14 protein-coding genes are annotated in these 13,620 nt (G+C 65.1%); 8 read left to right on the forward strand and 6 right to left on the reverse strand.

Annotated elements, in window-relative coordinates:
- Nucleotides 1-28: 28 nt before the first annotated feature.
- Genes ACT4ML_RS08405 through ACT4ML_RS08415 form a run of 3 tightly spaced genes read right to left on the reverse strand, consistent with a single transcriptional unit; the run spans nucleotide 29 to nucleotide 1,227 of the window.
- Nucleotides 29-493: a DUF7346 family protein gene (locus ACT4ML_RS08405; protein ID WP_444720450.1), complete on the reverse strand. Its 465-nt coding sequence runs from the start codon at nucleotides 491-493 to the stop codon at nucleotides 29-31.
- A complete protein-coding gene (locus ACT4ML_RS08410; RefSeq protein ID WP_444720451.1) occupies nucleotides 490-990 on the reverse strand; it encodes a DUF7322 domain-containing protein in 501 nt (166 codons plus the stop codon). The genes ACT4ML_RS08405 and ACT4ML_RS08410 overlap by 4 nt, the downstream gene beginning before the upstream one ends.
- Nucleotides 991-1,041: 51 nt before the next feature.
- The gene (locus tag ACT4ML_RS08415) at nucleotides 1,042-1,227 is read right to left on the reverse strand and encodes a DUF7331 family protein (protein WP_175416415.1); all 186 of its coding nucleotides are present in this window, start codon (nucleotides 1,225-1,227) and stop codon (nucleotides 1,042-1,044) included.
- Between the two features lie 206 nt (nucleotides 1,228-1,433).
- On the opposite strand from ACT4ML_RS08415, the gene ACT4ML_RS08420 reads away from it, so the two are divergent.
- The 7 genes from ACT4ML_RS08420 to ACT4ML_RS08450 all read left to right on the forward strand — a co-directional run bounded on the left by ACT4ML_RS08420 (nucleotide 1,434) and on the right by ACT4ML_RS08450 (nucleotide 9,157).
- The gene (locus ACT4ML_RS08420) at nucleotides 1,434-4,172 is read left to right on the forward strand and encodes a DNA-directed DNA polymerase (protein ID WP_444720452.1); all 2,739 of its coding nucleotides are present in this window, start codon (nucleotides 1,434-1,436) and stop codon (nucleotides 4,170-4,172) included.
- Nucleotides 4,173-4,368: 196 nt separating this feature from the next.
- On the forward strand, nucleotides 4,369-5,277 hold the full coding sequence (locus ACT4ML_RS08425) for an ABC transporter ATP-binding protein (RefSeq protein WP_444720453.1): 909 nt from the start codon (nucleotides 4,369-4,371) through the stop codon (nucleotides 5,275-5,277).
- A 59-nt stretch (nucleotides 5,278-5,336) separates the two neighbouring features.
- Nucleotides 5,337-6,767 carry a Fe-S cluster assembly protein SufB gene (sufB, locus tag ACT4ML_RS08430; protein ID WP_444720454.1) on the forward strand — a complete coding sequence of 477 codons (1,431 nt, stop codon included), beginning with the start codon at nucleotides 5,337-5,339 and terminating at the stop codon, nucleotides 6,765-6,767.
- 1 nt (nucleotide 6,768) lies between these two features.
- Complete coding sequence (sufD, locus tag ACT4ML_RS08435; protein WP_444720455.1) at nucleotides 6,769-7,989, forward strand: Fe-S cluster assembly protein SufD; 1,221 nt, start codon at nucleotides 6,769-6,771, stop codon at nucleotides 7,987-7,989.
- Nucleotides 7,990-8,097: 108 nt separating this feature from the next.
- On the forward strand, nucleotides 8,098-8,592 hold the full coding sequence (locus tag ACT4ML_RS08440) for an enoyl-CoA hydratase/isomerase family protein (protein WP_138245654.1): 495 nt from the start codon (nucleotides 8,098-8,100) through the stop codon (nucleotides 8,590-8,592).
- Nucleotides 8,589-8,726: a hypothetical protein gene (locus ACT4ML_RS08445; RefSeq protein WP_444720456.1), complete on the forward strand. Its 138-nt coding sequence runs from the start codon at nucleotides 8,589-8,591 to the stop codon at nucleotides 8,724-8,726. The genes ACT4ML_RS08440 and ACT4ML_RS08445 overlap by 4 nt, the downstream gene beginning before the upstream one ends.
- Nucleotides 8,723-9,157: a metal-dependent transcriptional regulator gene (locus tag ACT4ML_RS08450; protein WP_138245653.1), complete on the forward strand. Its 435-nt coding sequence runs from the start codon at nucleotides 8,723-8,725 to the stop codon at nucleotides 9,155-9,157. Before ACT4ML_RS08445 ends, ACT4ML_RS08450 begins: the two co-directional genes overlap by 4 nt.
- A 3-nt stretch (nucleotides 9,158-9,160) precedes the next feature.
- Here the strand turns inward: ACT4ML_RS08450 and ACT4ML_RS08455 are convergent, their stop codons facing one another.
- Nucleotides 9,161-10,987 (reverse strand): phospholipase D-like domain-containing protein, encoded by a 1,827-nt coding sequence (locus ACT4ML_RS08455; RefSeq protein WP_444720457.1) that lies wholly within the window; start codon nucleotides 10,985-10,987, stop codon nucleotides 9,161-9,163.
- Between the two features lie 104 nt (nucleotides 10,988-11,091).
- On the opposite strand from ACT4ML_RS08455, the gene ACT4ML_RS08460 reads away from it, so the two are divergent.
- Complete coding sequence (locus ACT4ML_RS08460) at nucleotides 11,092-11,388, forward strand: hypothetical protein (protein ID WP_444720458.1); 297 nt, start codon at nucleotides 11,092-11,094, stop codon at nucleotides 11,386-11,388.
- Between the two features lie 56 nt (nucleotides 11,389-11,444).
- On the opposite strand, the gene ACT4ML_RS08465 is transcribed toward ACT4ML_RS08460, so the two are convergent.
- Together ACT4ML_RS08465 and ACT4ML_RS08470 are read right to left on the reverse strand one after the other, a co-directional pair.
- Nucleotides 11,445-12,800, reverse strand: a complete 1,356-nt coding sequence (locus ACT4ML_RS08465) for a HEAT repeat domain-containing protein (RefSeq protein ID WP_444720459.1) — start codon at nucleotides 12,798-12,800, stop codon at nucleotides 11,445-11,447.
- Nucleotides 12,801-12,866: 66 nt separating this feature from the next.
- Nucleotides 12,867-13,592 (reverse strand): protein sorting system archaetidylserine synthase, encoded by a 726-nt coding sequence (locus ACT4ML_RS08470; RefSeq protein WP_138245650.1) that lies wholly within the window; start codon nucleotides 13,590-13,592, stop codon nucleotides 12,867-12,869.
- Between the last annotated feature and the right edge of the window lie 28 nt (nucleotides 13,593-13,620).

Consider the following 13,620-nt stretch of genomic DNA (forward strand, 5'->3'; position numbering starts at 1 on the left):
CGTCTCCGTTCGGTTCAGTTCGGCCGGCTCACTCGGGGTCGGTGGTGGCCGTCTCGTCCGTCGCCTCGAGGCTCGGGCGAATCGTCTCGAGTGCGGTCTCGCAGTCCTCGGTGAGCCGGTAGCCGCGCTCGCCGGCGACCTCCGTCTCCTCAAGCAGTCCGGCGGCGGTGAGGACCGTCAGCCGGCCGTGGAGGTCGCTCTCGCAGAAGTCGTAGCCGTCGAGCAGGGTCCGCACGCCGAGCGGGCCGCGCTCCGCGAGTTCGACCAACAGGCCGAGCGTCTCCTCGTCGTGGACGTTCGTCAGCAGCGTCAGCACCGGGTCGCCCACGCTTCGGGCGGCCGTCTCGAGGGGGGATTCCTCGTCGACGACCTCGAGGCGGTCGTTCTGAATGTAACACTCGTTGCCGTTTTCGGGATCGCGGACGAGACTCGCGCTATCCGATCGTTTGAGAAGGAGGTATCGTCTGCCGGTGTCGTCCTGAACGGATTTCATGAATGAGTCGGGTCGTCGGGTGTGTTCGATTCGTCCGTCGGGTCCGGTTCGGTCGCGGCGTCGTCGGTCGGCTCCGATCCGTTCGGCGGGTCCGTCTCGAACGCGGTGTCCTGGTACTGCCAATACCGCCGCGCCGCGAACCCGCTCAGCACGAGTCCGATGACGAGCAGCCACCCGCCCGTCGTCGCGTCGCCCTCGAAGAGCAGAAACAGGACGCCGAGCGAGAGAGCGAGCAACGCGCCGTTGATCACGATGATCAGGACCCAGAACGCCTCGAGGAGGTCGTTCGGGGCGTCGGTCTCGTCGGTGGTTACGGCCGGAACGTCGACCGAGTTGGTGTACGGCTCCTCGTCGGCCTCGGCGGCGAGGTCGTCCGTTTCGACGCTCGGAATCGTCAGCGAATCGTCGTCCGGGTCTTCGAAGGCGTCCTCGGGGTCGTCGTAGGGATCGTCGGGCTCCCAGTCCTCGGACTCGTCTTCGAACGGGTCGAACACCACGTTCGGCGGAAGGGCGACCGACAGGAAAAGTGTTCGCGTTTCGACGGCAGTTCAGGCCAACTCCGCGAGCGTGAGCGTCCGGGAGGTCTCCACCCACGCGAGCGGGTTCTCGGCGTCGTAGAAGACGACGCCGTCCTCGGTCTCGTAGGACTCGATCGTTGCGGTCCCCGCGGGTTCGCTACTCGGTTCGCTCGGATCCGTCGCGTCGTCGTTCACATGGGTGGACACATCGATCACCTGATTCCGTGCTATGTGTTACCAAGTTATATGTCTTGTTGCTCCCGCAAGCCGTCGGGACCGAATTACACATTAAATTAATTATGTAAAACCGGCGGTGCTCCTGCGCCGGCACCGCCGATCGGGGTGAGTGACGGCGGCGCGGGATCGATCACGCAGACGGGGATTGCAGGGGTTTTTATCCGCCGACTGCGAATCTCGGTATCATGACTGAGGCGGGCCAGACCGGACTCGCGGCGTTCGGCGGCGACTCCGACGAGAGCGACGACCGGCCGGCGGAAGAGGCGGCTGCCGTCGCCGGCAACGGCGGGTCGAACGCCGCGGAAGTGATCGACGTCGTCGAGGAGACGCTGCCCGAGCCCGAGGGCGAACTCGAGCTCGCGGTGATGCAGGTCGACTACACGATCGCCGGCTACGGGGACGAGGAGCGACCGATCATGCACGTCTTCGGGCGCACGCCCGAGGGCGAACTCGAGCACGTACAGGTGGTCGGTTTCAAACCGTATTTCTACGCGCCGACTGAGAGCTTAGAGCGACCGCCGGAGGAGCAGTACGACCGGCTGACGGGGAGCAGAGAGGTCGGCGAAGACGGCGAGCCCTACGAGAGCATTCGCGGCGAGAAACTCACCAAGATCTTCGGCCAGACGCCCCGCGACGTCGGGCAGGTGCGCGACGACTTCGAGCACTACGAGGCCGACATTCTGTTCCCGAACCGGTTCCTGATCGACAAGGACATCCGCAGCGGGCTTCGCGTGCCGGAGCGACGCGCCGAGGACGACTCGTTGGTCGTTCCCCACGACGAGGTCGAATCGGCCGCCGTCGACGCCGATCCCCGCGTCAACACGTTCGACATCGAGGTCGACGACCGACACGGCTTCCCCGAGGACGGCGAGGAACCGATCGTCTGTCTCACCAGCCACGACTCCTACCGCGACGAGTACATCATGTGGCTCTACGAGGCCCCGATCGGCGACGGCGAGATCCCGACCGAGATCGAGGAGTACGACCCGATCGAGGGTGCTATCGACCACGAGGTTCGAGCCTTCGAGGAGGAGGAAGCCATGCTCGAGGCCTTCATCGAGTACATCGAAACCACCGATCCCGACATCCTCACGGGCTGGAACTTCGAGGACTTCGACGCGCCGTACTTCCTCGACCGCCTCGAGGAACTCGCGGGCCCCCACCACGAGTACGACCTCTCGATCGATCAGCTCTCCCGGGTCGACGAGGTCTGGCGGAGCAACTGGGGCGGCCCCGACATCAAGGGCCGCATCGTCTTCGACCTGCTGTATGCCTACCAGCGGACGGTCTTCTCCGAACTCGATTCCTACCGGCTCGACGCGGTGGGCGAGGCGGAACTCGGCGTCGGCAAGGAGCGCTACGCCGGCGACATCGGCGACCTCTGGGAGGACGACCCCACCCGGCTGCTCGAGTACAACCTCCGGGACGTGGAACTCTGCGTCGAACTCGACCGCCAGCAGGAGATCATCACCTTCTGGGACGAGGTGCGTTCGTTCGTCGGCTGCAAACTCGAGGACGCGCCGACGCCGGGGGACGCGGTCGACATGTACGTCCTCCACGAGGCCTACGGCCGGTTCGCCCTGCCCTCGAAGGGCCAGCAGGAGGCCGGCGAGGAGTACGAGGGCGGCGCGGTGTTCGAGCCGATCACGGGCGTCAAGGAAAACGTCACCGTACTGGACCTGAAGTCGCTGTATCCGATGTGTATGGTGACGGTCAACGCCTCGCCCGAGACGCGGGTCGATCCGGACGAGTACGACGGCGAGACGTTCGTCGCGCCGACCAGACCCGAGCCGACCCACTTCCGGAAGGAGCCGGACGGGGTCATGCGGGAGATGATCAACGAACTGCTGGCCGAACGCGAGGAGAAGAAGTCCCAGCGCAACGAGTTCGAGCCCGGAACCCGCGAGTACGAACAGTACGACCGCCAGCAGGGTGCAGTGAAGGTCATCATGAACTCCCTGTACGGCGTCTCGGGCTGGGAGCAGTTCCGCCTCTACGACAAGGAAGCCGCGTCCGCGATCACCGCGACCGGCCGCGAAGTCATCGAGTTCACCGAAACCGCCGCCAGCGAGATCGACTATCAGGTCGCGTACGGGGACACCGACAGCGTGATGCTCGAGCTCGGTCCCGATATCTCGAAGGAAGAGGCCCTCGAGCAGTCCTTCGAGATCGAGGAGTACATCAACGGCCGCTACGACGACTTCGCGCGCGAGGATCTGAACGCCGAGGACCACCGGTTCCAGATCGAGTTCGAGAAGCTCTACCGGCGGTTCTTCCAGGCCGGCAAGAAGAAGCGCTACGCCGGCCACATCACGTGGAAGGAGGGCAAGGACGTCGACAACGTCGACATCGTCGGCTTCGAGTACCAGCGCTCGGACATCGCCCCGATCACCAAGGAGGTCCAACACCGCGTCATCGAGATGATCGTCCGCGAGGGCGACGTCGAAGGGGCAAAGGAGTACGTCAACGGCGTCATCGAAGACGTCCTCGAGGGAGAGATTTCGCTCGAGGACATCGCGATCCCGGGCGGAATCGGCAAGCGATTGGACAACTACGACACCGACACGGCACAGGTCAGAGGCGCGAAGTACGCCAACCTCCTGTTGGGCACCAACTTCCAACGGGGCAGCAAGCCGAAGCGACTCTACCTCGACCGGGTCGACCCGTCGTTCTTCGAGCGCCTCGAGGCGGAGGACGGGTTCGACGCCCGCACCGATCCGCTCTACGGCGCGTTCAAGCGCGATCCCGACGTCATCTGCTTCGAGTACGAGGACCAGATTCCCGAGGCGTTCGACGTCGACTACGACAAGATGCTCGAGAAGACGCTGCAGGGGCCGATCGAGCGGATCCTCGAGGCGCTGGGGATTTCGTGGGAAGAAGTGAAAAGCGGTCAAGAGCAGAAGGGCTTAGACAGCTTCATGTAGCCACTCGCGCCTCCTCGAGGAAGTAGCGCATCCGAATAGCTGCTATTCGAGCGACGTGAACTCGCGATTGAGAGACTCGCTCGACCACAACGCGAGTTTCCCTTTTAGAAAATTATTTTGCTAATGTGGGACAGTATCCAATTGGATACGAAACCGTTATCAGTCATACGACCCACCCTTCAGACGAGCGAATACTATGGCACGTCTCGAACTAAACAACCTGCACGCGGAAGTAGCGGAGGGCGACGAGAAGATCCTCGAGGGCGTCAATCTCGAGGTCCAATCGGGCGAGATCCACGCCCTGATGGGACCGAACGGCTCCGGAAAGTCGACGACCGCGAAGGTCATCGCCGGCCACCCGGCCTACGAGGTCACCGACGGTGAGGTCCTCCTTCACTTAGAGGAGGGCGAGTTCGGTGAGGACATCGAGATCGACGAGGACCTTCGCACTTGGGACCTGCTCGACCTCGAGCCCAACGAGCGCGCCGCGCTCGGTATCTTCCTCGGCTTCCAGTATCCCGCCGAGATCGAGGGCGTCACGATGACGAACTTCCTCCGGACGGCGCTGAACGCCAAGATCGAGGAGCGCGAGGAGCTCTTCGAGGACGAGGACGGCGAAGACGAAGCGGAGGAGGACGACGGCTTCGAATCCTCGCCGATGGAAGGCCCCGCGGACGAGGGCGAAGTCGGCGTCGCCGAGTTCCAGCAGATCCTCCAAGAGAAGATGGAGCAACTGGACATGGACGAGAAGTTCGCCCAGCGCTACCTCAACGCCGGCTTCTCCGGCGGGGAGAAGAAGCAAAACGAAGTGCTGCAGGCCGCCATCCTCGAGCCCTCGGTCGCCGTTCTCGACGAGATCGACTCCGGGCTCGACATCGACCGACTGCAGGACGTCTCCGAGGGCATCAACGCGCTGCGCGACGAGCAGGGCACCGGGATCCTCCAGATCACCCACTACCAGCGAATCCTCGACTACGTCGAGCCCGATCACGTCCACGTGATGCTCGACGGTCAGATCGCCAAGAGCGGCGGGCCGGAGCTCGCCGAGAAGCTCGAGGACAAGGGATACGACTGGGTCCGCGAAGACGTCTACGGCACTGCGTAACGGAATTCGACTAGAACAACCGTAATAACGCTACAGCCGTAAACACAACTACATCAATCATGAGTTCAGATCAAGACCACCTGAAAGAGACAGACACCGAGGCCCGATTCGAGTTCAAGAAGGAGGAGAACTCCGCGGTCCGATCCGGCAAAGGCCTGACCGAAGAGGTCATCCGCATGATCTCCGACGACAAGGACGAGCCCGACTGGATGCTCGAGCGGCGTCTCCGCGCGCTCGAGCAGTATCACAACATGCCGATGCCGTCCGACTGGCCCGGCATGCCCGACCTCTCCGAACTGGACGTCGAGGAGATCATTCCGTACATCCGACCGGACGTCGACAAGCGCGAAGGCGTCGACGACTGGACGGAACTGCCCGACGAGATTCAGGACACGTTCGACAAGCTCGGCATCCCGGAAGCGGAGAAGAACGCCCTCTCGGGCGTCGGTGCCCAGTACGAGTCCGAGGTCGTCTACCAGAACATGCAAGAGCAGTGGGAGGAGAAGGGCGTCATCTTCTGTAACATGGATGAGGCCGTTCGAGAGCACCCCGAACTCGTCAAAGAGCACTTCATGACGACCTGCGTGCCGCCGAGCGACAACAAGTTCGCCGCGCTGCACGGAGCCGTCTGGTCCGGCGGATCGTTCGTCTACGTTCCGGAAGACGTCACCGTCGAGATGCCGGTCCAGGCCTACTTCCGGATGAACTCGGAGGGGATGGGCCAGTTCGAGCACACGCTCATCATCGCCGAGGAAGGCTCGGAAGTCCACTACATCGAGGGCTGTTCGGCCCCGAAGTACGGCACCCACAACCTCCACTCCGGCGGCGTCGAGGTCTTCGTCGGCGAAGACGCTCACGTTCAGTACTCGACTGTCCAGAACTGGTCGAAGAACACCTTCAACCTGAACACCAAGCGCGCCATCTGCGAGGAGAACGGCACGATGGAGTGGGTCTCGGGCAGCATGGGCTCGAAGGTGACCATGCTCTACCCGTGTACGATCCTCAAGGGTCGCGGCGCGACGGACACCCACATCACCATCGCCCTGGCGGGCGAGGGACAGGACATCGACACCGGAGCGAAGGTCTACCACAACGCGCCGGAAACCAGCTCGACCATCGAGTCCAAGTCGATCTCCAAGGACGGCGGCCGCACCAACTACCGCGGCCTCGTCCACATCGCCGACGGTGCCGAGGGTTCGAGCACCGCCGTCGAGTGTGACGCCCTGATGTTCGACAACGAGTCCACGTCGGACACCATGCCGTACATGGAGATCGAGGAGTCGAAGGTCGACGTTGCCCACGAGGCGACCGTCGGCAAAATCGGCGACGAGGACATCTTCTACCTCCAGAGCCGCGGACTGGACGACGACGACGCCAAGAAGATGATCGTCGCCGGCTTCATCGAGCCGATCACGGAGGAACTGCCGATCGAGTACGCGGTCGAACTCAACCGTCTCATCGAACTCGAGATGGAGGGGAGCCTCGGATAATATGAGCGCAGGAACACAGGTACACGCCAATCTGACCGAAGAACAGGTACGCGAAATCAGCGGGGATCTCGACGAGCCCGACTGGCTCCTCGAGACCCGACTCGAGGCCCTCGCGGCCCTCGAGGAGCTCGACATGCCGGACGTCATCCGGACGCCGGGTCGGGACTGGACGAACCTCCACGACCTGGACTTCGAGTCCCTCGTGGACCCGCTGAACGCGGCCGAGGACAAGGATCAGGTCGGTCCCGAAGAAGCCGAGGTCCTGTCCTGGAGCGACGCCGTCCAGGAACACGAGGACCTCCTCAAGGAGCACTTCGGTAGCATCGTCGACCCGCAGGAGAACTACCTGACGGCGCTCTCGACGGCGCTGTTCAGCACCGGGACGGTCATCTACGTCCCCGAAGGCGTCGACGCCGAGGATGTCGCCATCCGGACCGAGCAGAACTCCCGATCGCTGTTCAACTACACGCTCGTCGTCACCGAGGAGTCGTCTTCGGTCACGATCCTCGAGCGCCAGTCGACCGGCGCAGAACAGGACGAGCAGTACTATAGCGGCATCGTCGAAGTCGCCGCCGGCGAGAACAGCTACGTGCAGTACGGCAGCCTCCAGAACCTCTCGGAGGAGGCCTACAACTTCACCGTCAAGCGCGGCGTCACCGACACCTACGCCACGATCGACTGGATCGAGGGCAACCTCGGGACGCAACTGACCAAGACGGAGGTCTCGACGGAGCTTCGCGGTGAGTCCTCTGAGACGCAGATCGTCGGGGCCTTCTACGGCCACAACGATCAGCACTTCGACCTCGACGCGAAGGTCTGGCACCGCGCCGAGCACACGACCGCGGATCTCGTCACCCGCGGCGTCACCGACGACATCGCCCGCTCGGTCTACGAGGGCGTCCAGGACGTCGGCTCCGACGCGTGGGACACCAGCTCCTACCAGCGCGAGAACACGCTGATGCTCTCCGACGAGAGCGAGGCCGACGCCTCGCCGAAGCTGATCATCAACAACCACGACACCGAGGCCAGCCACTCCGCGACGGTCGGCCAGATCGATCAGGAGGACCTGTTCTACATGACCTCCCGCGGTGTCGACCCGCGCGCCGCCCGCAACATGCTCGTCGAGGGCTTCTTCGTGCCCGTCCTCGAGGAAGTCGATGTCGACGAACTCCGCGACGATCTCACGGAACTGATCGGCGCTCGGCTCCGCCAGCGCGACTAACCGCCGTCGCCCTGTCGTCACTGTCGCACCCGATTTGACCGCCGTTTCTCGCGGTTTCGCTGTCCGTGCTCCGAGACGACTAAGTAACAGCGGCTCTCTTGTGATGATATGAGTCTGGGACAGCGTGTCTCGAGCGACCACCAGCTGACCCGATTGCTGCAGATCGGGGTCGTGCTGGAGGAACTCGTCGAGTCACGCGCCGCCCACCACATCGACTCGCTCCCGCCGGCGGAGCGGGCGGAATTCGACGAGGAGGTGGAAGAGTTGCTCGCGGAGGCCGCTGCGGAGTCGGCCGAGCACCGCGAGCGACTCGAGGCGCTGATCGACGATCTCGAGGCCGAAACGGTCGGATACGAGGAAATCAACGCACTGGTCGACGCCCAATACGGGCCGCCGGAAGACACCGACGGCGTCCTCTACGATCAGTTAGCAAACGAGGAGACGGCCTACAAGTTCTACGACGACCTGATCGAGGCGATCGAGGCCTCCGAGTCCGAGTTCGCCGTCGATCGCGACCGGCTGCTCGAGACGCTGTCTACCATCCGCGAGGAGGAAAAGGAGGGCGTCGAGGAAGTGACCGAGATCATGGAGCACAGAGCATGAACGGGGTAACGGCGAACGCGGCGGCCGCGACCGTCGACGGCGGAGCGGTCGAGACGCGAACCGATTCCCGGGTTCGGGTACACCGGCGAGGGACCGACGCGGCACGCAACGCGACCGACGGAGGGACGCTATGAACACCGCAGATCAATATCTCAAGGCGATCTATCTGGCGCAACGAATCGAGGACGGTCCCGCATCGACCGGCACGCTCGCGGACTTGCTCGAGGTGAGCCCGGCGAGCGTCAACGAGATGATCGGGAAACTCGAGGACCGCGAACTCGTCGACCACGAGAAGTACAAGGGTGCCAGCCTGACCGATGAGGGGCTCGAGCGCGCCCACAACGCGCTGCAGACCTACTGTATCATCGAGCGGTTCCTCGCGAACGTCCTCGAAGTCGAGGAGTTCCGCGACGAGGCCCGCGCGCTCGAGAGCGTCATCGACGACACGGTCGCCGAACGGCTGGATACGATCATCGACCGGCCCGAGCAGTGCCCCGACTGTTTCGACGCCGAGCAGGACTGCTGTGAACTGCTGGAACTCGAGGCCAGCGGTCGCGCGGACTGAGGCTCACTTTTCGGTTTCGGAACCCGGTTCAATCGGGACGATGTCTCCGTCTTCGGAGTTACCGAATCGAATATAGCGACGCCCGACGAGCGCGGCGGCCGCGAGGGCGACGGCGACCGCCACGGCCAGCCCGACCGGGAACGACCACGAGTCGCCCGACCAGTCGGCGTCGAACACGTCGGCGTAGTAGCTCGCGACCTCGTCTCCGTGCAGCGCGACGAGTACCTCGCGGTTGTTCTCGAGCGAATTTGCGTTCCAATTCGCACTGCCGACGACGGCGGTCTCCCGGTCGATCACGACGCCCTTGGCGTGGACCTTTTCGAACCGGTCGGTATCCTCGACGAGGCGGACCTCGAGCGGGAGGTCCTCTTGCTCGGCAACCCGCTCGAGGTCCGCCGCCAGCGCATCGTTCTCGTCGGCGTTGTACCACGCCGACCCGAGCAGGATTCGAACGTCAACGCCGCGGCGCGCCGCCGCGAGCGTCTCCTCGAGCACCGAGACGTCGGCGGCGATAGTGGGCTGGACGACGAGGATTTCGTCGTCGGCGTCGGCCAGTAATACCTGCAACCGCCGGTCGGCGTTGTCCGGCGCGAGCAGGAGCTCGGCCGACTCGACGGGGACCGTCGCCGCCTCGTGATTCGTCGGGAACTCGGCGTTTGAATCGGTGGCCGCGAAGTCCTGACTGTCTTCCTCGACGAACGAGGTGGTCCTGCGATAGGTCTCGCCGGACACCGTGTCTCGACCCGCGAAGTCGGCGCGAAAGACGGTCGCGAGGTCGGTCGCCAGACTCTCGTCCGCGAGTCGGACGCCCCAGCCGCGGCTGCTCTCGCCGCCGACGCCCGACGGCTTCCAGTTCTCGCTGGTGACGAGCACGCGGTCGTCGGCGACGGCGTATTTGGGGTGGTGATACCGGTAGCGTGCACCTTCGCCGCCGATGGCTCGCACCTCGACGCCGCCCGACTCGAGCGTCTCGATGACGCCGTCGGTCGGTGCCGGCGTCCCACCGACCGGGCTCGCCTCGAGGAGGACCTTGACGTCGACGCCGCGCTCGGCCGCGGCGACGAGGTCGGTAGCGATCGCCTCGGAGGTGACGGTGTAGCCGGCCAGCAGGAGCCGATCGTCGGCGCTTCGGATCGCTTCTCGCGGAATTTCGGGGCCGTCAGGGAGGACGAACGCCGTGGCGTCGTCGACCTCGCTGCTCGAGACCGGCAGACAGGTCGCGTCTCGCGGCCACCACTCCCCCTGCGTCGGCCGCTCATCGCCGTTGCCGGCGGTTCGATACCACCGTTCCGCAGTCGGCGCGCGCTCGTAGGCAACCGAATCGATCGCGGCCGTCGCGTTTCGCAGTCGGAGGTCGTCGCCGTCGGCCGCGAGTTGAAGGTGGCCCTCGAGTTCGAGGACCGGCGCGTCGGTCAGCGTTCGCGTGACGTTGGGTGCCGTGCTCACCGCGACGCGTCCGGAAACCGTCTCGTTCGGGAGTCCCGCCGTCGTGTGGCCGTCGGTGAGCGTGACGTTCTCGAGTCGGGTTTCGGGCGGCGTCTCGAGGACGACGAACTCGCCGACGTTCCCGTCGGTCGTGGGGTTCGGATAGAGGCCGGCGATCCGCGGTTGTGTCGGGGGGTCAGCGATCGAGACGTTCGCATCGCCCGCTCGTGGCGGACAGGCGAGCGCAGTCGCGTTCGCGGCTGGTTGGGCGGACGCTCGAGCGGTTGCTCGGTCGACCGCCGCCGGTTCGGGTTCGGTGGCGATCGCAAACCCCGCCAGTAGCGCGGTCCCGGTGACGAGTCCACAGACGACTACGGCCGCGACCGCGGCTCGACGGGTGTCCATCGCTCCGTCTGGCCCGCCGTTCGTACTTAAACCGTCGGAGCGATTCGCTCGAGTCGGCCCGTGACGGTATGACGTTAAAGGACCTCGTCCGACACTAGTACGCCATGGATCGCGAGACGGTACCACCCTCTCGAGCGGAGATCGAGGCGCGAATTCAGCGGGTCGGCCGGTACTCCCGGGCAGTGCGTCTCGGACTGGTGATCATTCTGAGCGCGTTTCTGTTGGCCGTCGGTGTCGTCCTCCCCGCGAACCTCGACAGCCCGTCGCAGGCGGTCGAGGCGATACTCATGCCGCTGACGTTCGTCGGGCTGGGCACCATCCTGTACGGGATCGGGATGCACCTCCACCTGATGCATCTGAACCTCGTCCGGCAGTTACAGCCCGAGCGGCCGGACGACTAGCCGTCGGTTCCCCAGCCGAGCCGTTTCGAACGCGGTGAAGCCATCCGTCGACGCCGTCAGGCCGCGGGCTCGAGGTCGGCGTTCTCGGCTTCGGCCTGGACGAGATACGCGCGGTCGTCGTCGTAGTCGGCGACGATCTCGAGGGCGTCCTGCGTGCCGATGCGGTTGAGCGCCCACGCGGCGCTGGCCCGGACGCGGTCGGAATCGTCGTCTTCGAGGATGTCCGCGAGCGGCTCGATGGCGCGGGTGTCGCCGATCAGGCCGAGCGCGCGAGCGGCCCAGCTACGGACGTCGGCCTCGTCGGCGACCAGCTGTTGGGCGATCGGTTCGACCGCGTCCGCGGCACCGATCTCGCCGAGCGCGCGGAACGCGGGCTGTTGGAGGTTCGGGTTGGAGTCGACGTAATCGACCAGCGTCTCGACGATCTCCTCGTTCTCGACGCCGATCTTCCCGAGGATACGCATGGCAGCCTGATCGCGGCGATTCGCCTTCTGCAGCATCGCGTCGATAGCCGGCTCCGCGCTAGAGCCCATGCGCTCGAGCGATTCCATGCAGTGTTCCTCCATGAAGTCGGAGTCGAAGGTCTCGAGCGCGAGCAGGATCTGGTCGACGTTGCCCTGTTTCTCGTGGACCTTGAGCGCGTGCCACTCCGGCGGGAAGTCCTTGACGTGGTCGAGCACGTCGTAGTAGCCCTCGCGGCGGAGCTGTTCGCGGATCTCGAGGTCGGTCCACTCGGTCGCGTCGTCGATATCGCTCTGGAGGTCGTCGGTCGCCTCGAGCAGGCCGGCGATCGTCTCGGCGTCGTCGTCCGCGTCGAGGGCGGCGTCCTCGACGGCTGTAGCCGCGTTGTCGAGGGTCGCGTCCAACTGATCGGGGACCGTCTCGCCCTCGTTGACCAGCGTGACCGAGCTTCCGAGCAGGTCGTTCAGGTCGTCGAGGAAGTCGTCGACCGCCTCGATCAGTTCGGCGTTGCCCTCCTCGGTCCAGCGGGTGCCCGTGATCGTCCCGCTCGCGTCGTCGATCTCGTCCACGACGTCTTCCCCGTAGGGACCGCGCTGGTCCTCGAGATCGGACTCGAGGTCCGAGAGGTCGCTCTCGATCTCGTCGTACTCGTCCTGTAGCTCCTCTTCGGGCGCAGGTTCCTCGTCTTCTTCCTCGTCCTCGTCGTCGGTCTCGGGCGGTTCCGGCACCTCGACGCTCTCGAGTTCGGTCCGGATGGAGTCGAGGTCGGCCTCGACGACGTCGAGGTCGTCTTCGGTCTCGGCGGCCTCGAGGTTCGACTCGAGCCCCTCGAGGTCGGCGGCGAGCGCCTCGAGCCGTTCGCGGATGGCCTCGAGATCGGCCGACTGGTCCGCCTCGTCCGCTTCCCCTTCGGCGGCCGCGTCGTCACCGGTCGCCTCGTCCTCGCTCATAGTCCCACCTCGGGACGACGCCGACGCGTGACAGTGTACATACTCTACGGTCGTGTCAGCACGGCCCTAAGCGTTTCCATGCACGTCGACCTCGCCGGTCCGCTCGGCGTCGCCCCAGTAGAGCCACGGGCTAAGTGCCATGTAGGCGAGTCCGAGCGTCAGGAGGGCGTAGGGGAACGTCCGACCGACGAAATTCGGCACGAGGATCGCGAGCGCGTGGACGACACCCATGATCGCGGCGTCTCGAGCCAGCAGATCGGGGTACTGGATCCGCGAGACCATCAGGTAACAGAACGCGCCGGTGACCGCGAGCACGAGCCACGGTTGGGTCTCGCCCGCGAGGATGGCCGCGCCCAGAACGGTCGCGGCCAGCGTCGTCTGGACGCCCTCGGTGTAACTACCCGAGATGTCGTAGGCGGTGTACATCCCGAGTCGGGTGACGGCCATCGCGACGAACAGCGCACAGACTGCGGTCACGACCAGCAGTTCGGGGGTGATCGCGTCGAACCCGACCTCGAGGCCGTCGGTGACGACGACGAAGGAGAGGACTGCGGGGGCGACGGCGAAGGAGGCGACGTCGGCGAGGGAGTCGAGGTAGGGACCGGCGTCGGTGCCACCGTAGCGGCGCGCGAGGATGCCGTCGAGGCCGTCCGCGATCGCCGCCAGCAGGATGAGTCGGGCGGCGAGATCGATGTCGACGACGGCGACGACGACCGCGACGAACCCCAGCGCGGCGTTTGCGATCGTCACCGCGTCGGCGATCCCGAGCCGACCGGCGAACCGGGGGAGCATATGCCCGGATTCGACGGGGAGTTACCTT

The sequence above is a fragment of the Natrinema sp. LN54 genome (genome assembly GCF_052439245.1).
Lineage (GTDB): Archaea > Halobacteriota > Halobacteria > Halobacteriales > Natrialbaceae > Natrinema > Natrinema versiforme_A.